25 protein-coding genes and 1 other RNA gene are annotated in these 26,758 nt (G+C 52.4%); 15 read left to right on the top strand and 11 right to left on the bottom strand.

Translation table 11 applies throughout. From position 1 onward, the window contains the following. The 6 genes from tssK to HRQ87_RS02675 all read left to right on the top strand — a co-directional run bounded on the left by tssK (position 1) and on the right by HRQ87_RS02675 (position 8,724). Complete coding sequence (gene tssK, locus HRQ87_RS02650) at positions 1–1,335, top strand: type VI secretion system baseplate subunit TssK (protein WP_174134917.1); 1,335 nt, start codon at positions 1–3, stop codon at positions 1,333–1,335. Positions 1,336–1,361: 26 nt separating this feature from the next. After that, a complete protein-coding gene (gene tssL, locus HRQ87_RS02655; RefSeq protein ID WP_174134919.1) occupies positions 1,362–2,714 on the top strand; it encodes a type VI secretion system protein TssL, long form in 1,353 nt (450 codons plus the stop codon). Positions 2,715–2,716: 2 nt separating this feature from the next. Beyond that, complete coding sequence (tssM, locus tag HRQ87_RS02660) at positions 2,717–6,310, top strand: type VI secretion system membrane subunit TssM (RefSeq protein WP_174134922.1); 3,594 nt, start codon at positions 2,717–2,719, stop codon at positions 6,308–6,310. After that, complete coding sequence (tagF, locus tag HRQ87_RS02665; protein ID WP_174134924.1) at positions 6,310–6,933, top strand: type VI secretion system-associated protein TagF; 624 nt, start codon at positions 6,310–6,312, stop codon at positions 6,931–6,933. Before tssM ends, tagF begins: the two co-directional genes overlap by 1 nt. Positions 6,934–6,952: 19 nt before the next feature. Further along, positions 6,953–7,681 (top strand): PP2C family protein-serine/threonine phosphatase, encoded by a 729-nt coding sequence (locus HRQ87_RS02670; RefSeq protein WP_174134926.1) that lies wholly within the window; start codon positions 6,953–6,955, stop codon positions 7,679–7,681. Positions 7,682–7,746: 65 nt separating this feature from the next. Beyond that, a complete protein-coding gene (locus tag HRQ87_RS02675; protein WP_174134928.1) occupies positions 7,747–8,724 on the top strand; it encodes a hypothetical protein in 978 nt (325 codons plus the stop codon). Positions 8,725–8,812: 88 nt separating this feature from the next. Here the strand turns inward: HRQ87_RS02675 and HRQ87_RS02680 are convergent, their stop codons facing one another. Further along, the gene (locus HRQ87_RS02680; RefSeq protein WP_174134929.1) at positions 8,813–9,622 is read right to left on the bottom strand and encodes a M15 family metallopeptidase; all 810 of its coding nucleotides are present in this window, start codon (positions 9,620–9,622) and stop codon (positions 8,813–8,815) included. A gap of 99 nt (positions 9,623–9,721) precedes the next feature. Continuing rightward, the gene (locus tag HRQ87_RS02685) at positions 9,722–10,306 is read right to left on the bottom strand and encodes a regulator of G-protein signaling domain-containing protein (RefSeq protein WP_174134931.1); all 585 of its coding nucleotides are present in this window, start codon (positions 10,304–10,306) and stop codon (positions 9,722–9,724) included. Positions 10,307–10,846: 540 nt separating this feature from the next. Here HRQ87_RS02685 and HRQ87_RS02690 point away from each other — a divergent pair. Both HRQ87_RS02690 and HRQ87_RS02695 read left to right on the top strand, forming a co-directional pair. Then, the gene (locus tag HRQ87_RS02690; protein ID WP_174134933.1) at positions 10,847–12,412 is read left to right on the top strand and encodes a bifunctional AfsR/SARP family transcriptional regulator/alpha/beta hydrolase; all 1,566 of its coding nucleotides are present in this window, start codon (positions 10,847–10,849) and stop codon (positions 12,410–12,412) included. A 130-nt stretch (positions 12,413–12,542) separates the two neighbouring features. Next, complete coding sequence (locus tag HRQ87_RS02695) at positions 12,543–12,941, top strand: COG4315 family predicted lipoprotein (protein WP_174134935.1); 399 nt, start codon at positions 12,543–12,545, stop codon at positions 12,939–12,941. A 167-nt stretch (positions 12,942–13,108) separates the two neighbouring features. Here the strand turns inward: HRQ87_RS02695 and HRQ87_RS02700 are convergent, their stop codons facing one another. From HRQ87_RS02700 to cuyA, 6 genes are all read right to left on the bottom strand, one after another. Beyond that, the gene (locus tag HRQ87_RS02700; protein ID WP_174134937.1) at positions 13,109–14,128 is read right to left on the bottom strand and encodes a DctP family TRAP transporter solute-binding subunit; all 1,020 of its coding nucleotides are present in this window, start codon (positions 14,126–14,128) and stop codon (positions 13,109–13,111) included. A gap of 77 nt (positions 14,129–14,205) precedes the next feature. Beyond that, positions 14,206–15,738 carry a phosphate ABC transporter substrate-binding/OmpA family protein gene (locus HRQ87_RS02705; RefSeq protein ID WP_246251642.1) on the bottom strand — a complete coding sequence of 511 codons (1,533 nt, stop codon included), beginning with the start codon at positions 15,736–15,738 and terminating at the stop codon, positions 14,206–14,208. Positions 15,739–15,816: 78 nt separating this feature from the next. Beyond that, positions 15,817–16,194, bottom strand: a complete 378-nt coding sequence (locus HRQ87_RS02710; RefSeq protein ID WP_174134941.1) for a LysR family transcriptional regulator — start codon at positions 16,192–16,194, stop codon at positions 15,817–15,819. 651 nt (positions 16,195–16,845) lie between these two features. Continuing rightward, positions 16,846–18,153 (bottom strand): histidinol dehydrogenase, encoded by a 1,308-nt coding sequence (gene hisD / locus HRQ87_RS02715; protein WP_174134943.1) that lies wholly within the window; start codon positions 18,151–18,153, stop codon positions 16,846–16,848. Continuing rightward, entirely contained in the window at positions 18,143–18,826 is a 684-nt protein-coding gene (gene cuyB / locus HRQ87_RS02720; protein WP_343035121.1) for a cysteate racemase, read from the bottom strand. Before cuyB ends, hisD begins: the two co-directional genes overlap by 11 nt. Beyond that, the gene (gene cuyA, locus HRQ87_RS02725; RefSeq protein WP_174134944.1) at positions 18,823–19,845 is read right to left on the bottom strand and encodes a D-cysteate sulfo-lyase; all 1,023 of its coding nucleotides are present in this window, start codon (positions 19,843–19,845) and stop codon (positions 18,823–18,825) included. The genes cuyB and cuyA overlap by 4 nt, the downstream gene beginning before the upstream one ends. Positions 19,846–19,955: 110 nt before the next feature. On the opposite strand from cuyA, the gene HRQ87_RS02730 reads away from it, so the two are divergent. Together HRQ87_RS02730 and ffs are read left to right on the top strand one after the other, a co-directional pair. Beyond that, positions 19,956–20,813, top strand: coding sequence for a LysR family transcriptional regulator (locus HRQ87_RS02730; protein WP_174134946.1), 858 nt, complete (start codon positions 19,956–19,958; stop codon positions 20,811–20,813). Between the two features lie 69 nt (positions 20,814–20,882). Next, positions 20,883–20,981, top strand: an RNA gene (gene ffs / locus HRQ87_RS02735) — signal recognition particle sRNA small type. Here the strand turns inward: ffs and HRQ87_RS20415 are convergent. Both HRQ87_RS20415 and HRQ87_RS02740 read right to left on the bottom strand, forming a co-directional pair. After that, positions 20,982–21,110 (bottom strand): hypothetical protein, encoded by a 129-nt coding sequence (locus HRQ87_RS20415; RefSeq protein WP_281356563.1) that lies wholly within the window; start codon positions 21,108–21,110, stop codon positions 20,982–20,984. Then, the gene (locus HRQ87_RS02740; RefSeq protein WP_174134947.1) at positions 21,107–21,853 is read right to left on the bottom strand and encodes a DUF6502 family protein; all 747 of its coding nucleotides are present in this window, start codon (positions 21,851–21,853) and stop codon (positions 21,107–21,109) included. Before HRQ87_RS02740 ends, HRQ87_RS20415 begins: the two co-directional genes overlap by 4 nt. 82 nt (positions 21,854–21,935) lie before the next feature. Here HRQ87_RS02740 and HRQ87_RS02745 point away from each other — a divergent pair, with 82 nt between their 5' ends. The 5 genes from HRQ87_RS02745 to recR all read left to right on the top strand — a co-directional run bounded on the left by HRQ87_RS02745 (position 21,936) and on the right by recR (position 25,826). Continuing rightward, complete coding sequence (locus tag HRQ87_RS02745) at positions 21,936–22,601, top strand: hypothetical protein (RefSeq protein WP_174134949.1); 666 nt, start codon at positions 21,936–21,938, stop codon at positions 22,599–22,601. Between the two features lie 67 nt (positions 22,602–22,668). Beyond that, positions 22,669–23,034, top strand: coding sequence for a YidH family protein (locus tag HRQ87_RS02750; RefSeq protein ID WP_174134951.1), 366 nt, complete (start codon positions 22,669–22,671; stop codon positions 23,032–23,034). Positions 23,035–23,092: 58 nt separating this feature from the next. Then, positions 23,093–24,871: a DNA polymerase III subunit gamma/tau gene (locus HRQ87_RS02755; protein WP_174134953.1), complete on the top strand. Its 1,779-nt coding sequence runs from the start codon at positions 23,093–23,095 to the stop codon at positions 24,869–24,871. Positions 24,872–24,874: 3 nt separating this feature from the next. Then, positions 24,875–25,219 (top strand): YbaB/EbfC family nucleoid-associated protein, encoded by a 345-nt coding sequence (locus HRQ87_RS02760; RefSeq protein ID WP_174134955.1) that lies wholly within the window; start codon positions 24,875–24,877, stop codon positions 25,217–25,219. A 16-nt stretch (positions 25,220–25,235) separates the two neighbouring features. Continuing rightward, positions 25,236–25,826, top strand: a complete 591-nt coding sequence (recR, locus tag HRQ87_RS02765) for a recombination mediator RecR (protein WP_174134957.1) — start codon at positions 25,236–25,238, stop codon at positions 25,824–25,826. A gap of 136 nt (positions 25,827–25,962) precedes the next feature. Here the strand turns inward: recR and HRQ87_RS02770 are convergent, their stop codons facing one another. Continuing rightward, positions 25,963–26,703 (bottom strand): DUF1013 domain-containing protein, encoded by a 741-nt coding sequence (locus tag HRQ87_RS02770; RefSeq protein ID WP_174134959.1) that lies wholly within the window; start codon positions 26,701–26,703, stop codon positions 25,963–25,965. Positions 26,704–26,758: the final 55 nt, after the last annotated feature.

Consider the following 26,758-nt stretch of genomic DNA (forward strand, 5'->3'; position numbering starts at 1 on the left):
ATGTCTTGGGACAGCAAAGTCATCTGGCAGGAAGGGTTGTTTTTGCAGCCCCACCATTTCCAGCAGCATGATCGATATGTCGAATCTCTGGTGGCTGGGGTGGCGACATCTGTCGCGCCATATGCCTGGGGTGTTCAGGAACTGACGCTGGATGATGAGCTTCTCAAGCTGGGCAAGATCGCTGTGAAATCCTGCGTTGGCCTAACACCCGATGGTGCGACGTTCCGCATACCGCAGACAGACGACCATCCAGCTGCCCTGGACGTACCGGATGGCATCAAGAACACGGTTGTTTATCTGGCGATCCCGATCCGCAGGCAAGGCACGGTCGAGGTTGACATGAGTGGTGCTGCGCAATCTGCATCCCGCTTTCTGCCATCCGAGATCGAGATCACAGATACAATGGGGCGTGATCAGCGGGCGCTTCACATGGCTGTGGGCAAGTTGCGCATTCAATTTGCGCTGGACGTCGATGATCTTTCCGATCAGCTTGTCATTCCAATTGCCCGCATTATCGAAGTCAGACCGGACAAAGAGATCGTCCTAGATCGATCATTCATTCCATCCTGTACTGACGTACGTGCGGCCCCGCCGTTGCATGGTTTTATGCGCGAACTTGAGGGCCTTCTAAGCCATCGGGCAGAGGCGCTGGCCGGTCGGTTGACCCAAACTGGTTCTGCCAAGGGCGTTGCCGAAATTGCGGATTTTCTGCTGTTGATCACTGTCAACAAAGTGTTGCCGCAAGTCCGGCATTTGTTGTCGATTGAGAACGCGCATCCAGCCAGCATCTATCAATTTCTGGTCGGGCTGGCAGGTGAATTGGCAACCTTTATGACGCCCGAGAAATTATCAACAGAATTCCCGATCTATCGCCACGATGATCTTGTCAACGTGTTCCAGCCAGTCTTTCGTGCGCTTCGCCAGCATCTTAGTGCGGTTCTGGAACAAAATGCTGTCGCGATCCCGATAGAGCCGCGTAAATACGGGATATCGGTCGCCATGATCACAGACAAAAGACTGCTGACATCGGCAAATTTCGTCCTTGCCGCAAAGGCAAGCGTGCCGCCCGAAAGTGTGCGCCGCCATTTTCCGTCACAAGCCAAACTTGGCCCGGTCGAAGAGATCCGGCAGCTTGTGAATTCGGCATTGCCGGGCGTCGAACTGCGCCCGCTGCCAGTCGCCCCGCGGCAAGTGCCCTATCACGCAGGCGTCGTTTACTTCGAACTGGATAGCGAAAGCCCATACTGGAAGCAGATGGCAACCTCAGGCGGTCTTGCCGTCCATGTTTCCGGCGATTTCCCCGGCCTTGAAATGGAGCTTTGGGCGATCCGGTAACCCGGACACCCGCCAAGGAGCGTATGATGAACCACGACGATCCCTTTGCTGAACCGTCCGATACGGACAAAACGGTCATCCGACCTAACCCGGGCGGACGAAGATCTGTGCCAGCTGCAACACCTCAGCAACAACAGATCAGCCCCGCCCCACCCCCCGCGCAGACCGGGCCAAATGTTGCAATCGGAACGGCCGCGACGGGTATGAACCCTTTGAACGCCGCCGCATCGATGCTTTTTTCGCTTGTCGGACGTATCCGAAACCGGTCGCAGCATGCAAATCCTGCAGAGCTGCGTAATAGTGTGATCGCCGAAATCCGAGCATTCGAAAATACAGCCCTACAAGCGGGTATTCCGGCTAAATCTGTCAAGATCGCGCGGTATGCGATCTGCGCGACTGTGGATGATGTGGTGCTGAACACCCCTTGGGGCGGCCAAAGCATTTGGGCACAGCAAAGCATGGTGGGCACATTCCACAAGGAAACCCATGGCGGTGACCGGTTTTTCGACCTTTTGGCGCATTTGGAAAAAGAGCCAGCTGTCAATCGTGACCTGCTGGAATTTCTATATATGTGCCTTAGTCTTGGTTTCGAAGGCCGTTTGCGGGTCGAAAACCGTGGGTCTGAAAAACATCTGTCCATCCGCGACGGTCTTGCCAGATTGATCCGTGCGCATCGCGGGCAAATAGAACCTGATTTGGCACCCCGATGGAAAGGCGTCGATATCGCGCATCGGCCGGTATCAGCGTGGATGCCAATCTGGTTGATTGGCGGGCTGACTATTGGCGCGATCTGCGTGACCTTTTTTGGATTTTCTTTTGCACTGACGTCCGATACCGAACGGTTGCGCGGCCAGTTATCTGCTCTGAACGTCAATGGTATTATTGAATTGGCGCGTGTCGCACCCCCACCTCCACCACCACCTCCGACGATCGAAGAAGTCGCGGAAACCGTTGAGGTTGAGACCTTTTTAGCACCTGAGATTGCACAAGGTCTGGTCACAGTGCTGAACAACGGTAATGTTCTGACGATCCGCATTTCGGGCAATGGCATGTTCGGTTCGGGTTCAGACACGCTTGAACCCCGCTTTCTTGAAATTGTGAACCGCGTCGCTGATGCGTTGAATGACAAGCCCGGACGCATCATCGTGGCAGGGCATTCTGACAATGTTCCGATCCGCACAGCGCGCTTTCCATCGAACCTGTTTTTATCGCTCGCGCGCGCAAAATCCGTCATGGACAAAATGTCTACAACCCTGACGGATCCAAGCCGGATTACTGCCGAAGGTCGCGCAGACGAAGAACCTATCGCCACAAACGACACCCCTGATGGGCGCGCCCAAAACCGCCGCATCGAAGTCATTCTAGTGAAAGCAGACTAATCATGTTCCTCCGCATCATTCGATCCGTCTTTCTTAGCACAATCGGTATTCTGATCTGGTCTAGCCTGATCCTGGCGCTGTCGATCTGGTTTATCGGCCCGCTTCTTTCGATTGCAGATGTCCGGCCTTTTGACAGCGTCTTCAACCGCTTGATCGCAATTGGCGCACTTTCGGCCGGTACGGTTATCATGATTCTGGTTATCCTTCTGAACCGCCGTGCCCGTGATAATCAAATCACCGAGTCCATCACCGCAACGCCCATTGATACAGATCCCGGCGACGCTGTTGTCGAGGCAGAGCTGGGCGAAATGCGGCAGCGGATGAAAGATGCATTGGTGATGCTACAGAAATCCAAGCTGGGTGGTCGTTTTGGGTCACGTCACCTCTACCAACTGCCGTGGTATATCATGATCGGCCCGCCCGGCGCTGGTAAAACAACGGCGATCATCAATTCGGGTCTTCAATTCCCATTGGCCGAACGTATGGGCAAGACTGCGATTGGCGGTGTGGGCGGTACGCGCAACTGCGATTGGTGGTTCACCAACGAAGCGGTGCTGCTGGATACCGCAGGGCGTTATACGACCCAGGATAGTGACAAGGAAGCGGACGCTAAGGCCTGGACCGGTTTTCTTGACATGCTCAAAAAACATCGCAAACGCCAACCAATCAACGGTGCAATGATCGCGATCAGCCTGTCCGATCTGTCGTTACAAGATGCACAAACGCGGCAAGACCATGCACAGGCGATCCGGACCCGACTGCACGAGCTACGCGAACGCCTGGGTGTGCGCTTTCCGGTCTATATACTTTTCACCAAGTCAGATCTTATCGCCGGCTTTCAGGAATTCTTTGATAATCTGGGCAGCGAACAGCGCGAACAGGTCTGGGGCTTTACGCTGCCATTCGAAAAAGGTACGCAAAACAGCCCATCAATGGGGGCTTTCAATGCTGAATTCGACGCCCTTCTGGAACAGCTTGGCAATCAAAGCCTGGAACGGATGCAGGCAGAAACTGATTACCAGCGCCGTAGTCTTATTTCAGGCTTTCCGTCGCAGATTGCGTCGCTTCGTGGTGTCGCCCAAGAATTCCTTGGCAAGGTCTTTCAGGATAGCCGCTATGAGGAAAGCCAACTGCTGCGCGGGGTCTATTTCACCTCTGGCACGCAGGAAGGGATGCCAATCGACCGGCTGATGATGGGCATGGCCCAGACTTTTGGCATCGGTCGTCAGGCAATCGGCACCGGACAGGGTCAGGGCCGCAGCTATTTCCTGACACGCCTGCTGAACGGTGTGATCTTTCGCGAAGCGGGGCTCGTATCAGCCGATGATGCGGTTGAACGGCGCTATCGTTGGGTCACACGCGGGGCCATCGCGACAAGCATTCTGGCTTTTGTCGGCGTCGTGGGGCTTTGGGTGAACAGCTATCGCGGCAATGTCGCGTTGATTTCCGCGGCACAGACACAGGTTTCAGAATTCCAAGACGTATCTGCACAGATACCTGGTTCGCCCATTTCGGATCAGAACATTCCCGCTGTTGTACCCGCGCTGAATATTCTGCGTGATCTGCCGGGCAACCCGGCTGCGAATGATCCCAAGCCACCCGTTTCGCTGACATTTGGCCTGTATCAAGGTGACGCCATCGGCAGTGAAACGGCGCAATCGTATCGCGGTGCATTGAACAGCTTACTGTTGCCCCGCTTGCTGTTCCGGCTGGAGCAACAGATGCAGGCGAACCTGAACAACTCTGACCTTCTGTTTGAGGCTCTGAAAGTTTACCTGATGCTTGGTCTTCAGGGTCCAATGGATAAAACCCAGGTCAAGCAGTGGATGCAGGCCGATTGGGCCATTGCGTTTCCCGCCCAGAATGATCTGCGCGCAGACCTTGCAGGCCATCTTGATGAAATGATGAACCAGCCAATGCGGGAAATTGCGCTGAACGGTCCACTGGTCGAACAGATCCAGGGTATTCTGGCCGAAACGCCGCTGGCTGAACGGGCGTATCAAAGCATCGTCAATGCACCGGCCGCACAACAGCTTGCCCCGTTCCGCATTACCGATATTGGTGGGCCTGCGGTATCGCGTGTGATGCTGCGGCCATCCGGTACACCGCTTAGCGTGGGCGTCGAAGGTGTTTATACCCACACCGGTTTTCACACCTATTTCCTGCCCGAAGTGCTGGTCGTGGCCGAGCGTATTCAGAAAGAAAGCCGGTTTCTGGGGCCCAGGGGTCAGGCCGAGACAACGCCACAGGCTCTTGCTCGGATCACGCGCGATGTTCTGGATCTTTACGAAAACGATTACGTAAACCGTTATGACCAGCTTCTGGCTGATATTGATGTCATCCCCGTGGAAAGTCTGGGCCAGGCGACGGACATCATGAACATCCTTTCCGGCCCAACATCCCCGATCCGCAATATCCTTGAGGCCGTTTCTGAGGAAACCAAGCTGACGCGATTGCCTGATAATCAAGCCCTTGCCCAAGGTGCCGCATCCAGCGCTGGTGGTTTTGTATTGGACGAAGTGCTTTCAGGCCTGGATTCCCAGCAAGCCGCCATATTTGCTGCCATTGAATCCGCATTACCTGCGGATGAAGGTGGCGCAGCACAAAGCAAGCCGGGTCAGTTTGTCGAAGATCGCTTCAGCCGATTGCATGAGCTGGTTGATGGCTTTGACGGTGGGCCATCACAGCTTGACCAAATCATCGACATCATGACAGATGTTTATAACGAACTGAACCGTCTGTCGCTTGGCCAAAATCTCGGAACATCGATTGTCGGCCAAGGCGATAATGCAGCAGCGCGCCTTCAGGCCGAAATCCGTCGTTTGCCCAGCCCAATGGAACGATGGGCCACGCAAGTTTCGGCGGCGTCATCCGGGGCTGCTGTTGGTGGTGCGCGGACAGAATTGAACGCCAAATGGCAGGCGCAGGTCCTACCGTTTTGCCAGCGGGCCATTGACGGCCGCTATCCGTTTAATCGCCAGTCTGCATCAGACGTGGCATTGCAGGATTTCGGGCGGCTTTTCGGGCCAAGTGGGCTGATTGATACGTTCTTCAATGAAAACCTGACTTCCTTTGTCGACACCACGACAAATCCTTGGCGAGTAAAGCGCGTAAATGGTGTGGATATTGGTATTTCAAACGCCGTAATCGCACAGTTTCAAAAGGCATCCGAGATCCGCGACAGCTTCTTTTTGGCCCCCGGTCTGCCATCAGTGACATTTGACCTGACGCCCGTTGCGCTTGATCCAAATGTCGAACAGATCACACTGGAAATTGAAGGGCAATCCGTGGTCTATGCCCATGGTCCGCCCCAGGTCACCGCACTGACATGGCCGGGTCAGGCAAGTGGGCGGACGCGAGTGGCGTTTTCGCCTGTGCGGTCAGATCTTGAAAACACCATCACGCGCGATGGCCCATGGGCCTGGTTCCGCTTGCTTGACACGGCCGAGGTGCGGCGCACGAACGTGTCAGACCGCAACCGAGTGATCTTTAACGTGGGTGGCCGGATCTCGATTTTCCAGCTTCGCGCAGGATCTGCGTTGAACCCGTTCACAGTGTCGGCGCTGGACAGTTTCAGCTGTCCAAGTTCGTTGTGATGACAGACCAACCTGCATACGGGTTTTATGGCAAGATGCCCTGCGTTGGCGATTTCGTTCGGCGGGGTCTGTCGCAGCCCTTTGTTTCTGTCTGGGACGAGTGGATGCAGACACTGCTGATGGCGGGTGAAACCGCAATGGGCGTACGCTGGCACGACTGCTATCTTAGCGCACCGATCTGGCGCTTTGCCCTATCGCCGGGCATGTGTGGACCACATGCTGTGACAGGCCTTATGATGCCCAGTATCGATCGCGTCGGCCGCCGGTTTCCCTTGTGCGTTGCCGCTGAAATGGATGCGACTGCGTGGACAGCATGTCTAGCCGTTCACCCGATCATTGATCGCCTTGAACAGGCCGCATTGCGTACGCTTGACGACGACGCAACGCTTGAACACCTTCAAGATACGCTTGCAGAACTGCCACCCCCGGCAAAGATCACGCTTGTTAACACCCACTCGGCAGGTTTTGCGGCATGCCATGACATCAAGAATACGACGTCGATCTGGGTCGCCACGATTGACACCCAAAGCCGCGTGCTTGTCACGCCCACCCTGCCCCAAGGTGCGGCGCAGGCCACTGCCCTTTTCGACCTGAATGATCCGTACTGGGCCCTTACCAATTGAACCGACCAAGGCAACTAAGATGACATCTTCTTCTACAAACACTCTGAAACGCTACAACGCCAAGACCCATGTAGGGCTTGTGCGGAAAGTGAACGAAGACGCAATTCTGGCCCTTCCTCAGCTTGGGCTGTGGGTCGTATCAGACGGCATGGGCGGGCACGACGGTGGTGATTTTGCCAGCCAAACCGTTATCCAAGCCCTGACAGCATTGCCCCATGATCTGGCCCCGGCCGACGTGATGCACGCAGCCCGCACCGCCTTGCACACAGCACATCACACGATCCAGCAAGAAGCGACCCGGCGTGGCCATGTCACAATTGGCGCGACCGTTGTCCTGTTGGTTTTGTCGGGTGAACATTTCATGTGTCTGTGGGCCGGGGACAGCCGTCTGTATCGCCTGCGCGACGCACAACTGGAAATGGTCAGCTTTGATCATTCCGTTGTGGGCGAATTGGTTGAGGCTGGCCAAATCACCTGGGCACAGGCCGAAGATCATCCCCACGGCAATCAGATCACACGCGCCGTCGGCATTCATGAAACGCTGCTGATCGACAAACGCCGCGGTGATGTCTTGCCGGGCGACCGCTTTCTGCTCTGCTCGGATGGTCTGACAAAATATGCTGATCACAGCATATTACATAGCCACCTAATGCAATCACCAATCGAAACTGTTGCCGATGATCTGATCCAGATCGCGCTGGATGGCGGTGCCGCAGACAATATTTCCGTCATCGTTATCGAAACCTGAGGTTCGCAATGCCCTGTTTCTGCACTGTACCTGCCGCCGCACTTACGAACAGATTTAGCCCAAGCATGAGCTTGGCATTACCGGCAGTACCGTTGTCCTTACAGCTTGCTGTGGCCATGCCGGCGTTGGACCCTGATGCGCGTCTGGATATGCAGATCGCCGCTGGGTTTGAAGCGATGCGTCTTCCGAACATCGACTTTGGTGGCGGCGCAATGGCTCAAATCGCTATGACGCTATCGATGATGGCTGGCACCTTTGCGATCGACGATTTGCCGCAGCTGGACTTTCAAATGCAGCAGGCGGCCGAAAGTTTTAACCGCAATGTCTGGCCACGGCTTGGCTGGCTGACCACACTGAAGATCCAGCCCCTTTTGAATTTTGCGATCATCGCCCGTCTGGTGCTTGATCTGCGAAGTCTTGGGATTGATCCTTTTGCTATTGAATCCCTTGCACCGCCTCCGGCGCGAATACGCCATAACTTCAGGTTTGCGTTATCGCCGCCAAAACTTCGCATGGCCCGGATTTTAGCAGGGCTTCCCCAGCTGATTAACCTGCCGCTTGCGCTGAATATCCCTGCGCTTGGCGATCCTGGTGCAATGTCTGCGATGAACAACCGGCTTAATGGCTTTGCCCGGCTAACACCGCCCAAGCTGATCGTATCGATGCCTATGCTCACGAAACTGGCCATGGTGCTAGAGTCACTGGCCACCATCGAAGAAGCATTCGGGGATGCCTTTTCGCCTGCTGGCATTGAGCGGGTACGTTCAATGCTGCGCCTTTGGGGTGGCTTTCCAATTCCGATCCCGCCGCTGCCAGCGTTGGCTCTGAACGCCAAACTTGATGCTTTGCCACCGCTTGAGGATATCCGGTTGGGCGAACAAATGGCTGGATCAATGTCTGGCACTACACTCAATATGCGATTTTCACCGCCCAAGCTGGCGATTATGCCGTTTATGAATGTGATGCTTGCCTTGAATGCATCCATGACGATGTCACTCGACATTCCGCCTTTCGACATGTGCAGCATGTGCCCTTGTTCGTAAGGCGCGTAACCCCGTGATGACAAAAGTCGCGTCCTGGTCAAATACCAGGCGCGACCGCCTTAGTCTTGCAGTGTCGATGTTCACGGAATCAGATCAGCCCCTGTCTGCGCCATTGTTCCAGCTTCTCGCGGCTTACCTCGAAATGCATCGAATCTTCGCGGCCAAAACCAGCGCCCCAGATCCAGCCCTCTTTCTTAAAGAAATCAGCCAGAAGGATCAGGCCAAGCTGCGTTTTGCCATCTGCAAGCCCATCCAGAACACCGTCGATATTGATATCAACCGCCAGACCATAGGCATGTGCGGATGCAGAACTGGTTGACCCGCGGATCAATCGCACACAAAGCGATCCTGCACTTTTGATGCGATCATAAAGCTCAGGCTCAAAAACCTGAACATTCGCAAAAACTTGCCGAAGCGAAACCAGTGCCGGGTTGACCATTCGCGCCCGGATCGGCCCGACATCTTCGGTCGACAGAAGCGCTTTAAGTTTCGGATTGGTGGCGGGTTGGCAATCGTCCGTCAAATCCGTGCGCGGCAGACCGAATATCCCCGATAAAAATGACGGTGACGCAACGGTCAGACCATCATTTGCGGACCGACGATCCGCAATCAAAACCACCTGCGCAAAAGCATCTTTCAGGCTGTCTGACGCGGTGGGATTTCGGTTTTCAGGTTCAGGGGATTGGGTCGCATTTGAAAACGCAAGAGATGTGCGCGCATCAAGTCCGTCGATGCGGCCTTTCAGACGTTGCACTTCATCACGCAATGCCGCGATATCGTTTTCAAGCGGGCCCATATCAACCGCAGGCGGTGTGGCAAACTGGGCATCAGCAAAGTGCCATATGATCGGAGCTGCGGTGATAGACAGTGCAATCAGCACGCCAGGCAGAATTTTCATCACAAGGGTACTCCAATTAGGGCCAACAGCAGTATCGTTGCAACCCATTCGAAAGGCTGAACCACAGCTAAAATATTGTTTTTTAATCTATTTCAGGTCTTATTTGTTGCTCTTAACCAGTTCCTCAACAATTTCCTTGCCGTCCACGCGCGACCCGCGGTTCTTGGCAAGCTTGTCTGCCGCCTTAATCGCGTTGTCTTTGTTTGACCGGAACATGGTGATAACCTCGGAAAGTTCATTGGCGTTCTTGACGCCGATATCCTTCAGCAGGTTTGCGGGAACCTTTGTTTTCTTCATCAGGTTCTGTTCGTGCTGTGCAAGAAAGTAATCGGTTCGAAAAAATTCATCCAGGAAGTTCATTTGAACAAGTTGGATCACTTCCCGACGTGCGGTGCCGTAAACATCATGCCAGCCCGCCTTATTCGTCCAAAGCAGGCTTTTGGCCAGTTTATTCGCCTTTTCGCGTATAGGAGCCGTAATATTGATCGATTTTGCACCGTTTTCGGTAAAATAAAGTTTGAAATGCTCTTGGGGGCTTAGCTTGGTAGAGTCATCCAGAAAATCGATGTTTTCGTCGGCCTGTCGCGATTTCACAAACGCCCTGAAGGCTGGTCCGATCGCTCTACTGCGCAAAACGTCAAGCACATTATCGGGATACGAAATTCCATCAATTTTTCTAGCCATACTATATTTCCTAACAAGTTCGTAAAATCCTTGCAGATGGCCTTTGGCCTGTCGCAAAGGTTCATTTTTACGTGCATATGCTGCTGTATGTGCTTGTTCGGACCCAAAAGGTTCATTTTGCCGGACGTAAAGCCACGACATTCCGTAAGAAAAGGTTAAGCGACCGGCTTGGGTGTATGCCTGAAGCAGCAGTATCCGCATGCGCTGAAAGCAACAAACCTGTGTTCACCCTGTTCTCAAACCGGACGTGCGCAGTATGCGCTATTTAAAAAAAATGCGAATTATCCCTGCCTTCAAGAATAATATCGGTTCGCTCTGCGTAACTCCTGTAAGCGATTTACTTATGATGGATGAAGCCTGTGGACAGCAGAACGCAAGATACAACTGTATGTGAAGGCGATATAATCCTTTTATATCAAATGATTAATAGAATTTATTTAAATTGGGTAAGTGTTTGCGCCCTGTTTTGTTGTTTTGCCAACTTCTATACGCCACGCCACGCCAACCCATGCGTTGCTGCAAGATCAGTCGGTGTGACAAATGTTTGATGACGTTGAAATAAACGTAATGGGCGAAATGGCGCTTTATCAAGGCGGTAGTGAGGTGTCGCTTATACCTTCTCGCAAAACACGGGCACTTCTGGCCTATCTTGCCATTACAGGCAAATCGCATCGTCGCGAACACCTGTGCGAGATGTTTTATGACAATACCAGTGATCCGCGCGGTGCCTTACGGTGGTCGCTTAGCAAACTTCGATCGCCGTTGAATAACGGGGATAAGTCCCGACTGATCACATGCAATGACTGCGTGCATCTGGATATGACGACCATCAATCTTGATGCAAATTTCGTACGCACCATACATGATCATCCCAACCCGTCGACAAAACAGCTGCGCGATGCGGCTATTTTGCTGTCACAAAGACCTTTGGCAAGTCTGGCCCTGCCGGGGTCTGAAGATTACGAACTTTGGCTGCTGGGTGAGTGCGAAGAGCTTCAGAGCTTACGAGGCGGTATCATCCAGAAGCTTATAAAAGTGCCGGACATTACAGATCGCGAAGCCGTCAAGTGGCTGCGGATCTGGTGCCGTCTTGATCCTTTTTCCCATGATGCCCCCCTTGCGTTATGGCAGAAGCTATCTGCCCTAGACCGCAAGGATGACGCAAAAACCGTCGCTGATGATTATAAGACATTGATGGGCGAAGACGCGAAAGATTGGTCGGGCGCACATGACCCTATCAAAAAGCCAATCACCCGCTTTTTACAAGGCCAAAAGATCGGGTTTTGCAAGGCCACGGACGGTGTAAAAATTGCCTATGCCAACGTGGGGTCAGGTCCCCCATTGGTAAAGACAGCCAACTGGCTGAACCATCTGGAATTTGACTGGGAAAGCCCGATTTGGGGCAATACGTTTCAGGCATTAGCCGCAAATCATACGCTCATTCGGTATGATGAACGGGGCAACGGCCTGTCGGATTGGAACGTACCTGAGATCAGCCACCAATCATTTGTGGATGATCTTGAAACAGTCGTAGACAGCCAGTCGCTGAACCAATTTCCGTTACTGGGCATGTCGCAGGGCTGCGCTGTTTCAATCGAATATGCGGTGCGCCATCCCGAACGGGTGTCGGCATTGATTTTGATTGGCGGTTATGCCAGTGGATGGCGTATTGGCATGTCACAGGAAGAACGCGAACGTCGCGAAGCCGTCCTGACGCTGACCCGTTTGGGTTGGGGCACCGCAAACCCGGCATATCGTCATATCTTTTCGCAAACATTCATGCCGGATGCAGATGCAGATCAGCTAGCGTGGTTTGATGACTTTCAACGCCAGACAACATCGCCTGAAAATGCTGTCCGCTTTCAAGAGGCTTTCGGCGACATCGACGTCAGACATCTGTTGCCACAGGTGAAGGTGCCCACCCTGATCTTGCATGCCCGTGGCGACCAGCGAATTGCCCTTGATCACGGGCGGGAACTGGCGGCTAACATTCCCAACGCGCGCCTTGTGACCTTGGAAAGTAACAATCATATCATCCTTGGCGACGAACCCGCATGGCAGGTTTGCATGGAAGAAATCAATCAATTCCTGCGGGAATACACCTAGGGTCGGAAACGATCTGCGTCTGCCATGAAAAAAATAAAACCTTTTTATGAGAATAGAACACTAACCCCGTGCGTAACCCTTATAAGAGCACCGCTGATGGCTGCTCATAAATGACACAAGGATTTATGAAATGAAACTAATCGCCGCTATTACCCTGGGTGTGCTGGTCGCAGGATGTGAAGATGTTTATGCAGCCGGGTATTATTCGACTGAGACACCTCAGGAAAGCGTTACAAATGTCAAAGCGCATGGCCCCCTAGCCGCAGCCAACGGCATGACACTTTATACATTCGACAAAGATACCGCCAACACATCAAATTGCTATGACAGCTGCGCTGACAGCTGGCCCCCTTATCTGGCGCAGGCCGGTGCAAAAGCACCAGGTGATGGTTTCACAATCATCAAGCGCCGCGATGGCACAAGCCAGTGGGCCAAAAATGGCGAACCGCTTTATTTCTGGGTTGGCGACAGTGCCCCTGGTGACACAAATGGCGATGGCGTCGGTGGTGTTTGGCACCTTGCAAAGTAATGCAGTATTGCGGGTTCTGGTCTGATAATCAGACCGGCACCCGACATTGCCAAAAATCTTTTTCAAAATGGCTATTACAAACTAAATTTGACCCGCTACATCAGTAGTCGGGTCAAAATTATTTTCTATGGATGGGATATAAAGGCCCCCCAAGATATTAACTTATATTAGTTAAATGGATCCACTGTTGCGTTTATTTCAACGGCAGCATCAATCAGTTCTGGTCCGATAGATGATCTGAATTGATCCCAAACAGGCTTCATTTCAGCGCGCCAGATTGCAAGTTCTTCAGGTGTAAGCGTGATGATCACGCCGTCGTCATCCAGAATATCCTGCCGACGCTGCTGATTGATCTCAAAGGCAAATCGATTACGTTCATGTGTCGTAAGCGCCATAATATCAATAACAGCCTGACGTGTTTCCGGATCAAGGCTATCAAGAAACGACTGAGACGTCACAACAAGATACCCGATGTAGCTATGGTTGGTCTCAGTCACGGCGGCCTGTTCAAGGTAGAAACCTTTTGTCTGAATGTTGGCCCAGGTATTTTCTTGTCCTTGCACTTCGCCGGTACGCAGCGCATCATAAACTTTGCTGAAAGAAAGTTTAACAGGTGTTATATTCATCCGACGCAGCACTTCTGCAGTGACAGGAGAACTGGATGATACCCGAAAACTTAACCCACTTGCATCACCAGGCAAACGCATTGGTACAGATGCGGAATACTGCCGCATCCCGTTCGCCCAATAACCCAGACCGACAAAGCCATCATCACTGATGCCAGCTGTCAGATCTTGTGCCATCTCAGTTTCTAAAAACGCCATAACTTGAAGTGGGCCATCAAAGAGGAACGGCAAATTAAACAACTCAAACTGGTCGGTATAAGGACCGAATTTTGCAAGGCCTGGTGCTGCAAAATGAACGTCACCACTTAGCAATGCTCCGAAGACATCATCATCGTTATACAGATCACCACCGCCATAAACTTCGACGCAAAGTGTACCATTGAGTTTTTGGTTAATTTGTTCGGCGAAGGCGATTGCTGCTTCACCTTTTGGATGACCTTGCAGCGCTGTGACCAGGCTAAAGCGGGTGACCCGCTCTCCTGGGTCGCATTCCGACTGGGCTGAAAGCTGTATTGGCAGGATAGTCGCAGCTGCCAAAAGAAGAGTTTGAAAGAATTTCATTTGGGGGTCCTCGTACAAAGGATGTTACACGTACATCGGGTCAGCTTGGTTGAGCTTTGATAAGATAAGTAAACGCTTTAGTTGCGCGCCAAAATATCACGAACCCAAACTTCGACACGACGATTGATACGGCGGCCTGTATTGGTTTCATTGCACCCAAGCGGAGAAATTTCACCATACCCTATGGCCCGCAACGCGACCCTAGACTGCAGGTTAGCATTTTCTTGCAGCAACTCATCGACCACTTGCTGTGCACGACTTTCAGACAGCTCACGGTTTAGTTCAGGGTTACCAATCGAATCTGTGAACCCAACAAACACAACTTCTTTGTTGCGATATGCATCAGTGCTTAACAATTGTGCCAGACGTACAATGTCGTCTTTTGCACGGGCATCCAAGCGGCTTGAACCTGTTTCAAAACGGAACGTTGTTGAAAGACGTTCAGAGCTGATAAGCTGCTGGATCATCTCTTGTAGTTGCGGAAAAGTTTCAAAGTCGCGATTGGCTACCACGGCTGAAGCAACACGCAGACCCTGATTATCAATAGATGTCTTGCGAATCGACTGGTTGATAAAGCCCGCTTCCGAAATCAGATCTTGCGCTGTATCCGACATTGTAAAATCCAACAGTCCTTTTGCATGTACTGGCAGGGCTTGATCAGACTTATACATATATAACAATCGTGTTAGCGGATATTCTTCAGTTTTGATGGTAAAAGCGTTTGGCGGCGTTTGCAGACCACAAACCCCTTCGATCGCCAATGCTGATGCATCTGAACCATTCGTAAAGTTAGTAAATCCCAATCCATTCGGATCGTTGGTCACCATCTGCGACAATGCCTCATCACTTGAGGCAAGTCGGACGTTGTTAGAAACCTGCAGACCCGCTGGACGCATCAAGAGGTTATCGAATACTTCGCGAGTACCAGAGTTGTCGTCGCGCACATAAATGTTGATTGGCTGGTTTGGACCGCCAAGTTCTGACCAATTGGTAATCCGGCCTGCAAAAGCCAATGCTGCGTTTTGCTGCGTGATTGCACGCACAGGGTTGTCCGGGGATGTGATCAGCAAAATCCCATCCAACGCCACGATATGTTCGTTTTCAGTTGCTCGAATATTGCCAAACCCTGCTTCTTGGAATGCACGTGTTTCACGGTTCCGGGCTGGACGCGAAGCCAAGGCGATTGCGGTATTGCCTTGTAAAAGGTCAGACAGCCCATCGGTTGTATTTGATGCCGCAACATCCACGCCTGCGATCATGTCGCCTGATGTTGAAAGAACTTCATAATTAACGGAACCGTTTTGGCCCTGAGTACGGGATACTGATCCAAATGTGCCCAATCTGTTGACGCCGTATGCGTTGATCAAGTTTGGAATTAGTTTCTCGCCCAATGTCTTTGAGCCTGAAATACGAAATTCTGAGACTTCAATCGTATCTGCAGGACAGGCTACCCCTTCGCAGCGCATAAGGCTTGCATCTAATCTCAGATCGCGCAAAAAGGTACGGAGCATATAGTGCGAGCCATCAAAATTCAATAATTCACCTTGAATGGATACATCGCCAGTTAAATCGGTTAGCGTTACTTTTTGGGCAAAGGACGACGTTGCCATAAAAGCAAAAGCTTCTTTCATACATTCGATAAAGACGTCTGTAGATGACGGCATTATTTGCGGTAAGTATACCAAATTCTAGCGATAATGGCGTTTTAGCGGGCGAATAACAACCGACCCCTTTACGCAGGAAGCTGTAAATCTGTCTGTGATCGTATATCCGAACCCTTGCGCGACCAAGTTAACTGCAATCAACGAAGATGAGGTGCACATTCCGACACGTGGCTCAACAGCCGTAACGGTAAAAGCAACTTTGATTTGTTGTTGCAGCAATGTATCGGGCGCAATATCCGCAAGCTGCTCCATGCGTGCCAGGATACGCTCTGTCTCGCGGAAAAAACGCTGCCCTTCTTGCGTTGGCCGCAATGCGCGTCTGTCACGGTGAAACAGCGTAAAGCCAAGCTCGTGTTCAAGATTTGAAATCAGGCGTGAAACGGCAGGTTGACTAAGATTCATAGTGGTCGCCGACTCGACCAGCGAGCCACGGTGAATAATCAAACAAACGCAGTCAACGCCTTGGGAACCATCCAGTTATCTAGCTTGCACTAACGCCATACTGCAAAACAAAAAAGATTTGGTACTCAAAGCCTGCATGATAAATGGTTATGCAATATTAAGGAACGCGGATTGGGCGCGCAGGTATCAGTCATGCTTACCCGCGCCGATGATTTTGCAGTGCGTATATTCCCCTCGCTCAAACATCATCAGAATGGTCCCAAGCAGGATATGAAATCCTTTATTAAGACCAGACGCCCCACGACAGTAATAGTAGTTCCGCTTAGATTTGGGGGGCTGTAATCAAATCCTATCAGATCAATACCATTGTAAAGCCGTGTAACTGTTTCCGTATCCACGTCATGTCTGCTGCAAAATTCATACTGTTCTGTCAGCAGACGGCATGTCTTAGGTGATAGTTGTAAAACATGTCTAAGCTGAGTGGATTGCGTTGACATAAACCTTGGATTAACGATCCATTAATTGATTATGAACAGTTTATGACAGCCAAATACTTTGATCAAAGCCGTGTATGGACACATGTCAAATGATATATGGACAAATGCAATGCTGTCCATCTTTTGGCTGCATCGAATATAGCTTTATGCGAAGTTAGGGGTCGTTGTGCAGTTGAAAGACTTCACCGGGAAAGAATTTTTGCAAACGTATATCGGCACTGCGGGCATGACCCTCCATCCCTTCCAGACGGGAAATGCGTGCGGTGGCTTCGGCGACAGGGCGGGCTGCATCGCGGGTGGCTTGTTGCCACGTGACAGTTTTCAGGAACTTGTGCACCGACAATCCGCCCGTATAGCGCGCAGCCCCGGATGTTGGCAGCACATGATTTGGACCCGATGATTTGTCGCCAAACGCAACTGTGGTTTCTTCGCCCAGAAACAACGACCCATAGGCACGCAAGCGGTTCAACCACCATTCCAGTTCGGCGCATTGCACATGCAGATGTTCGGGCGCATATTCATCAGCTGTTTGCGCCATTTCTTCGCGCGTATCGCACAGCATAATCTCGGCATAGTTTTCCCAGGCTAATTCGGCATTTTGGCGATTAATCTCGGGCAGGTCTGCGATCAGAAGTGGCACAATTTGCATCACACGTTCGGCCAGTTCGCGTTGATCCGTGACCAGCCAAACAGGTGAATTATAACCATGTTCGGCTTGCCCGACCAAATCAGTCGCCACGATTTCCGGATCAGACGTGATATCGGCAATCACCATGCTGTCGGTTGGCCCCGCGAACATATCGATGCCCACACGACCGAATAAAAGACGCTTGGCTTCGGCCACATATTGGTTGCCCGGCCCCACAAGCATGTCTGCGGATGGTAAGCCAAACAGACCGTTCGCCATGGCCGCAACTCCTTGCACACCGCCAAGGTTCAGAATTTGATCCGCCCCGCAAATATCCATCGCAAACAGGATTGCTGGTGGAATTCCAATACCGGGGCGTGGGGGTGAACAGGCTGTCACATGGCCCACACCCGCCACTTTCGCGGTCGTGATCGTCATGATTGCGCTGGCGACATGGCTGTAACGTCCGCCGGGCACATAACATCCGGCCGCATCCACAGGGATCGTGCGTTGCCCGGCACGCAGGCCGGGAATAATCTCAATCTCGCAATCTGTGATGGTGTTACGCTGGGCTTCGGCAAATCGCTGAATATTGCTATGTGCAAAGCGAATGTCTGCCTTCAACTGATCAGGAACCTGATCAGCCGCCGCCTTGATCGCGTCGTTGGATACCAGAATTTCACCATCCCATTTATCCAGCTCATGGGCATAGTCAATCGCGGCCTGATCGCCCTTTTCCGCAATTGTCGTCAGCATTTTAGCAACCTGATCGCTGACATCTTTCTGGCCGCTATCGGCTGTGTGCGTGGCTTTTTTGAGATATTCAACCGTCATTACGGTCACTCCTGAATGAAAAGTCGATAATGGCATCCACCAATACGTCCAGCGTATCGATACAAGGGCTGGGCACCGCATCAGAAATAAGGGAAAATTCGGTGCATGCGATCAGCTGAGCAGCCGCCCCCTGTGCTGCCAGATCGTCTGATGCGGCTTGCAGAATTGCTCGTGCACTATCCGTAGGACCATCCATTTTCACCATACGAATGGCCTGCAACAATGCATCTTGATCTGCTGGATAAAGGGCGTTTGGCAGAGCCTTAGCATAAAGACTGACCTGCTTGATTGCAGGGGATCCTAAAACGCCGACCGCGCCATGCTTTTGTGCCGCCTTTGCCGCTAGATGGATCATGTTTAGAAATGGAATATCGACACTGTCTGCAATCGCATCAGCATAATGGTGGGCTGTGTTACAGGGCATCACCAACGCTTTGGCGCCCGCTGTCTGTAATCGTTGGGCCATGGCGATCAACACAGGTGCCGGATCATCGCCAGTCTGATCAATCAGTGCTTTAATGCGCGACGGTACTTGCGGGTTCTGATCGACCAGCATGGGCACATGATCGGCATCATCCCCGGCACCCACGGCGTTGATCACACGTTGCATCAGATCAACGGTCGCTGCAGGGCCCATACCACCCAGAACACCTATGGTCCGGGGCGTGATCACTCGGCCGCGATGGGTTGCGGTTTATAATCGAAGGCTGAGAGATAGCCGAACAACCCAGCCGCACCGCCGGTGTGCAGGAATACAACCGTTTCACCCTTTTTGAACTTGCCCTTGCGGCAGTAATCAATCAATCCGGCCGCGCCTTTGCCCGAATAAACTGGGTCCAGCAACAAGCCTTCGTAACGGGCAAACATCTCGATCGCCTCAATCGTATCAGCGCGCGGAATACCGTATCCTTCGCCCACATAATTCGTGTCAGCCACCACGTCTTCGCGTTTCACACAGCCAGATGCACCGATTTTATCAGCGGTTTTCACAGCCAGATTATAAACGTTTTCTTCTTGCTTATCTTTCGGTGCACGGACGCCAAAACCCAAAAGCGGTATATTGGCATGAATGGCTTTCAGACCGACAATCAACCCGGCTTGCGTACCAGCACTGCCAGTCGCATGGGTGATGTGGTCGATTTTCAGACCCATATCGTTGGCCTGACCAATCATCTCATAGGCGCAATTCACATATCCAAGCGCGCCGGTTGCGTTCGATCCACCGCCGGGAATGGTATAGACTTTGCGACCCTTGGTACGCATATCATCCGCCACAGCCTCCATCTCGGCATTCATGTCTAGACCGGGCCCGCGCTTTTCACGGGTTGCACCGTGCAGATCATCCAGAAAGACATTGCCGTTGTTGTTATAATTCAGGTCATTCGATCCTGTACGATCTTCCAACAAAATATGGCAATCAATGCCCAGTTTCGCCGCAAAGCCTGCGGTTTGGCGGGCGTGGTTCGATTGTGTGGCGCCCTGCGTGATAATCAGATCAGCACCTTGCTCCACAGCCTCGGCCATCAGAAATTCCAGCTTGCGGGTTTTATTGCCACCTGTGGACATGCCCGTGCAGTCATCCCGTTTGATCCAGATATCAGGGCCACCCAATTCCGCGCTTAGACGGTCAAGCCGTTCCAACGGTGTGGGCAAATGGGCAAGGTGAAGTCTGGGAAAGCGGGCAAGGTGCATGGGTCACGTCCTTTGATAATATGCGCAATGTGATAGTTATCAAGGTTTCAGCTTTGATCAAATGCATTATATCGGCTATAACTTGCAAAAAATGCATATTAGGAAAATTTATGCGACTTGAATGGTTAGAAGATATATTGGCAGTGGTTGAAACCGGATCCTTCAGCGAAGCGGCTGAACGCAGATTTCTGACCCAATCTGCATTTTCCAGACGCATTCGTATGATCGAGGAATCGATAGGGATCGAATTGTTCGATCGCACGCGTAAGCCGGTACAATTGAATGCGGCAACTGCTGAACAAGAACCGCGGATACGCGAATTATCTGATGCACTACGGTCACTGGTCCATGATTTACGCCAACAGGAAAAGAACGCAGCCAATCATATCATCGTGGTCAGCCAACATGCGCTGGCCACAACGCACACCCCGCAAATCCTAAAACACCTTGTGACCCAGGATAATCTGACAATCCGACTGCGATCTGCCAATTGGGACGATTGTTTTGCACAGCTGATCACGCGAGAAGCCCAAATCGCGGTAACATATCGTGCGCCTGCCGATGAACTGCCCGGTCGTGATGGTGTTTTCGATATCATAGATATGGGGCAGGAACAGTTGATCGCTGTTGCTACGTTTGAACATGCAACTAACGAACTGCCTGTCGTTGCCTATCCGCGTGATGTGTATCTTGGACAGTTATGCGAACGCGCAATTTTTCCTGGTTTTCGCATATCGCGCCGTGTGGAAACTGCGTTGACAACGGCCGCACTTGAACTGGCGCGCAACGGTATCGGTATTGCCTGGGTGCCGGCAACGCTGGCGCGTAGTGCATTGCGGGATGGATCATTAAAACAACTGACCGATCTGCCAAGCCTATCCATGCAAGTGATTGCCGCGCGCTTGTCAGGCAAGCATAACAAGGCCGAAATTCGGGCATGGGATCATTTGCCGAAGATCACGTTCTAGCCATACTGTCAAATTTGCAGAGCATCATGCAGTCTTGCGAATCCTGTGGCACATCCCTATATGCAGCGATGAGAGGTTGGCGCGGGCAGGCACCTCGCCAACCCGGTCAGATCCGGAAGGAAGCAGCCGTAACGAGCCTCGCTTGGGTCGTTGTCCAGCCTCTCACCTTTATCTTACTTCAGGTGATTTTGTGCCGGTCCCGCCAATCCCGCCGTCAGGTTCGGTTGGATAGACTTGTGTGGGCTGGGCGCAACTGGCCAGCAGAAGGATAAGGCTTAGGGCAATCAGGCGTTTCATTCGGTGTCCTGTTTTTGGTGAAAAAAGTATCCGCCCGCGCGAAAGCGATATCCGGGTTGATCGGTTTGCAATCTGGCTGCTTTCTGATTGAGCGCCTTTAACAATTTCATCTGCCCGTGATGATATTCGTTTTGCAATGCCAGTACAGCCTCTTTCGGCAAGTTATTGTAATGAACGGATCGGTCAAAATAGGGCGACGGTTCTGTAAGTACGTTTTGCACGGCCGCTTCGCTGTGATCGGCCAGGTTTTGCGCCAGATATGCCATTTGATCATCGGACCCTGCCATAGGCTGATACGAGCTTTGTTCCAGCCTGACGTGATCGGTGTCTGCGTCATAGCTAACGGCGTCAGCGGTCAAAAGATGTTCTAGAACTGTTCTCGGATGCACGTCTTTACGGATATCGCGCGACAATGCCTCAAACGATGGGGCGGGCCCGGTGCGGGGCAAAGTGGGATGGTCCTTATAAGCCGGATCTGTCTGCCAAAGGGCCATAAGACGCACCTGATGGTTTGGTTTTGAATCTGCCGGCTCAGGTATATTGCGCAATCGCGCCACATCGCGTCGTTGCAGCCCGGTCATAACGCTGATGCGGCTGTCGGTCAGTTTGCCGTCGGTCGTCAGATCCTGTGCGGCCTTGATATAAAGCTTCTTTAAAGTTTCGGCAGCGTCGGGAAAGCCAATACCTTTGGCTACCAGCAGACGCACAAAAGCGCGCAAAGTTATCTCAATCACTGATTTCATAATATGTGCAATATGCACATTTACCGTTGACGTCAAATGGAATTCATGAAATGTGCAATTTACACATTTTTAGGAGATGACAATGAAACTGTTCCCGATCCTTTTGCTAATTGGCTTTGGGCTGTCAGCCTGCACGCAGCACGTTAATACGATGCCAAGTGAGCAATATATCCAGAAACTCAACTCTGATGGCAGCCAAATGCAGATCGATAAAAGTATTGCACGTTCGGCCAAGGTTGAGCCGAATTTGAAATTCCCAGCGCGCATCGGTGTCGCCAGAATAATCAACGGTCGTCTTAGGATCGCCCCCGCCAAGGAAGCGGCACTAATGCAGGATTTTGCAAAACGAAATCAGCAATACGGGACCTTTGCGCCGGTCAGTCAGCTGATTGCAGAAACGGTTATAAATAACAAAGGCGATGTTCTGTCAGTGATTGAATTGCGCCACGTGGCCGCGCGCCAGCATTTTGATTATTTGCTGGTCTATAAGATTGATGTGCATGACGTGAATGCCAGCCGCTGGGAAAGAAAACGTACGCCACGTAACACAATCGTGGCACAAGCGGCCCTGATTGATGTGCGGAACGGATATGCCTATGCGGCGATACAAGAGTCGTTGAATGATCGCAAAGTTCGGCTGGGTGGGCGCAATACGTCAACCTATAAAGACCGCGCGGCACAATATGCATTCGAAGAAATGATGCCCGATGTTGAAGGCGTCTTCGCCCAATTGAAAGCAGGACAATAAATTCAGGAATAGGGCGCGCGTCATTTGCGCCCTTTCCTTTCCCGCAGGCTTAACTAAGCTGGCCTGCATGAGCAAAGACAGCAATGAAATGGCGAAAGAGCGGACCGATTGGGCCGAAGATCGCACACTTTTGGCAAATGAACGCACATTCGCAGGGTGGATGCGCACGGGCATGGCCTGTGTCGCCTTGGCCTTGGGTCTAAGGGCGGTTTTTGGTGATTTTGAACCCACATGGATCGCCAAATCCGTGGCAACGATATTCATATTTGCGGCCGTTGCGATTTTCTGGTCGGCTCGACATAAATCCTGTCAGGCGAATGAACGCTTTACCAGCCATGATGTAAAAGCACAGACCAGATCACGCATGACAATACTGGCCAGTATCCTGACAGTTGGTGCATTGGCGACAGGCGTTATTCTTTGGCTGCTATAGGTGGACGTTGCCCCCGGACAGGCTTAAGTTCGTTAAACATAGAATCCAGCGAGGCATGATGTCAGAGACGGACCAGAAAACCAAATATCAGGTTCTGGCGCGGAAATACCGGCCGGAAACCTTTGCCGATCTGGTCGGCCAGGATGCAATGGTGCGCACGCTGAAAAACGCGTTCGAAGCCGATCGCATTGCGCAGGCGTTCATAATGACCGGTATTCGCGGAACGGGAAAGACGACGACAGCACGGATCATTGCCAAGGGGATGAATTGCATCGGCCCTGATGGCACGGGTGGGCCTACGACGGACCCTTGCGGGCAGTGCGAACATTGTGTGTCGATCATGCACGGTCAGCATGTCGATGTGATCGAGATGGACGGTGCGTCCCAGACCAAGATCGACGATATTCGAAACAACGTTCTGGACAGCGTCTATTACGCACCCGCTTCGGCGCGCTACAAGATCTATATCATTGACGAAGTTCACATGCTGTCGAACAGTGCGTTCAATGCGCTGCTGAAGACGCTGGAAGAACCGCCCGCCCATGTGAAGTTCATTTTTGCGACGACTGAAATCCGCAAGGTTCCTGTGACGGTTCTGTCGCGGTGTCAGCGGTTTGATCTGCGCCGGATCGAGCCCGAGGATATGATCGCGATGCTGCGCCGGATTGCGACGGCCGAGGGCGCCCAGATCAGCGATGATGCACTGGCCTTGATCACACGCGCGGCAGAAGGATCTGCCCGCGATGCGCAGTCGCTTTTGGATCAAGCGATCAGCCATGGCGCAGGTGAAACGACCGCAGATCAGGTGCGCGCGATGCTGGGGTTGGCGGATCGGGGTCGCGTGCTGGACCTGTTCGATATGATCATGCGCGGTGATGCGGCGGCCGCCTTGACGGAATTGTCGGGACAATACGCCGATGGCGCCGATCCTATGGCCGTGCTGCGCGATCTGGCCGAGATCACCCATTGGATCAGCGTGATCAAGATCACGCCCGAGGCGGCAGAGGATCCCACGATCGGCCCCGATGAACGGATGCGCGGGCAGGATATGGCGGCCAAACTGCCGATGCGCGTGATGACGCGAATGTGGCAGATGCTGCTGAAAGCGCTGGAAGAGGTCGCGATGGCCCCGAACGCGATGATGGCCGCTGAGATGGCGGTGATCCGCATGACCCATGTGGCCGAATTACCTTCGCCCGAGGATTTGGTGCGCAAGCTGCAGGACACGCCGCCACCGGCATCTGCACCAAGTGGTACAAGTCAGCCAGCCCCTATGGGTGCTGGTTCGCCTGCGGCGGGCGGCGGGACCTCGGCTGGCGCCTCGGCGCCTCATCACTCAGCGGTTACGGGATCAGTGACCGCACAAGCGACAGCCCTGGCCCCGCAAGTGGATGCCGGGTTGGAACGCTATGCGCGGTTTGAACAGGTTGTCGATCTGATCCGTGCGAACCGCGATGTGAAGCTGTTGGTTGAGGTTGAAACCTGTTTGCGATTGGCAAAATACAGCCCGGGACGGATCGAATTTCAGCCGACTGACAACGCCCCTGGGGATCTGGCGCAACGTCTGGGATCGCGGTTGCAGGCATGGACTGGCAATCGCTGGGCGGTAAGTATTGTGCAAGATGGGGGTGCAGCCACCATTGCCGAAGAGCGTGACGCACAGGACACAGCACTGAAATCCAAGGCGGCTGAACATCCGCTGGTCAAAGCTGTGTTTGACGCCTTTCCAGACGCAGAAATCATCGAAATCAGAACACCCAAAGCCATTGCCGACGCTGCAGCAACAGACGCGCTGCCCGAGGTTGATGACGAATGGGACCCATTTGAAGAGGATTAGACTATGTTCAAAGGACTTGGCGCCATGGGCGATATGGCCAAAATGATGAAAGCTGCGACCGAAATGCAGTCAAAGATGTCCGAAATGCAGGACAATTTGCACAACATTATGATCGTGGGCGAAAGTGGCGCGGGCTTGGTCAAAGCGACGGCAACCGCGAAAGGTGAATTAAAGGGTCTGGATATTGATCCGTCGATTTTTTCAGGCGATGATAAAGAAGTGGTCGAAGATTTGATCCTGGCTGCAATCAAAGACGCACAACAGAAAGCCGCAGAACGGTCGCAGGAAGAAATGGCGAAATTGACCGAAGAAATGGGCCTACCGCCCGGGATGAATTTGCCAACGTGATCGGCAATACGACCGAATGAGCAATTCAAAAGACATCGATGCGCTGATTGACATGATGGCAAAGCTTCCGGGCTTGGGCCCTAGGTCGGCGCGTCGGGCTGTGTTGCATATGATTAAAAAGCGCAGTCTGTTGTTTATTCCATTAGCCGAAACGATGCATACGGTCGCCGCAACGGCGCGCGAGTGCCTGAATTGCGGCAATATCGGAACGTCGGACATCTGTGACATTTGTAACAGCGAAAAACGTGCCACGGGTGAATTATGCGTTGTCGAAGATGTGGCTGATCTGTGGGCGATGGAGCGGTCTGGCGTCTTCAAAGGGCGCTATCACGTGTTGGGCGGTACACTTTCGGCGCTTGATTCGATTGGTCCTGATGAATTGCGTATTCCGCAGCTTATGAACCGTGTGGCGGCGGAAAACATAACCGAAGTGATCCTGGCCCTGAATGCCACAATCGACGGTCAAACGACCGCGCATTACATAGCGGATCAATTGCCAAATGTTGAGGTAACGTCGCTGGCCCAAGGCGTGCCCATCGGCGGTGAACTTGACTATCTGGATGATGGTACGATCACAGCAGCACTGAAAGCGCGTAAAAGTTTTTGAACGTTTCACGCGTTGTCTTTTGATTTCACCAAACGTTATTCCTGTTCGAAAACGCATTATCAGCATTTTGACCAATCAAAAAAAAGCCCCTGACTTTTCATAATCAGGGGCCATTTTTGCGCAATCTGATGTTTGATCAGGGCTGTTCGTCTTCGTCTTTTTTGTCATCAGGCAGGTTGAAGAAGCTGTCTGCGTCCACGATTTCGTCTTCTTTTTCTTCTTCCTCGGTCAGGGTGAATGTCTCAAGCCCGGAAATTGAGCTTGGCATCTTGGGTTCGGCACTCATACCAAGGGATTGTTCGGTGCTGACCAGTTTGCGGCGTTCATCATCGCTCATAACGCCGCCGTCTTTGGCCTTTTTGGCATTGGCTTTCTGAACGGCCAGGTCCAATTCGGATTGCTTGCAAAGACCCAGAGCCACGGGATCAATTGGCTGGATGTTCGAGATATTCCAGTGCGTCCGTTCACGGATCGTTTGGATCGTGGGCTTGGTTGTACCGACCAGTTTGCTGATCTGACCATCGGTCAGTTCCGGGTGAAACTTAACCAACCACAAGATTGACGCAGGCCGATCCTGGCGCTTGGACAGGGGTGTATAGCGTGGCCCACGACGTTTTTCTTCGCCTTGAGCAGCCGCATTATACTTAAGACTTAGCTTGTGCAGCGGATTGTCTTGCGCGGTATGAATTTCATCTTGCGTTAACTGGTTGTTGGCGACCGGATCAAACCCTTTGACGCCGCTTGCGACATCACCATCGGCAATCCCCTGGACTTCAAGTTCATGCAAACCGCAAAAATCTGCGATCTGTTTAAAACTGATTGTTGTGTTGTCCACCAGCCAAACGGCGGTGGCTTTGGCCATCAGGGGTTTGCCCATCGTATCTCTCCTCGTACATATCTTCCCCACGACCCGGCAAGGGCGGCCCGGATTT

This window comes from Parasulfitobacter algicola (assembly GCF_013315265.1).
In the GTDB taxonomy this organism is placed as follows: Bacteria; Pseudomonadota; Alphaproteobacteria; order Rhodobacterales; family Rhodobacteraceae; genus Parasulfitobacter; species Parasulfitobacter algicola.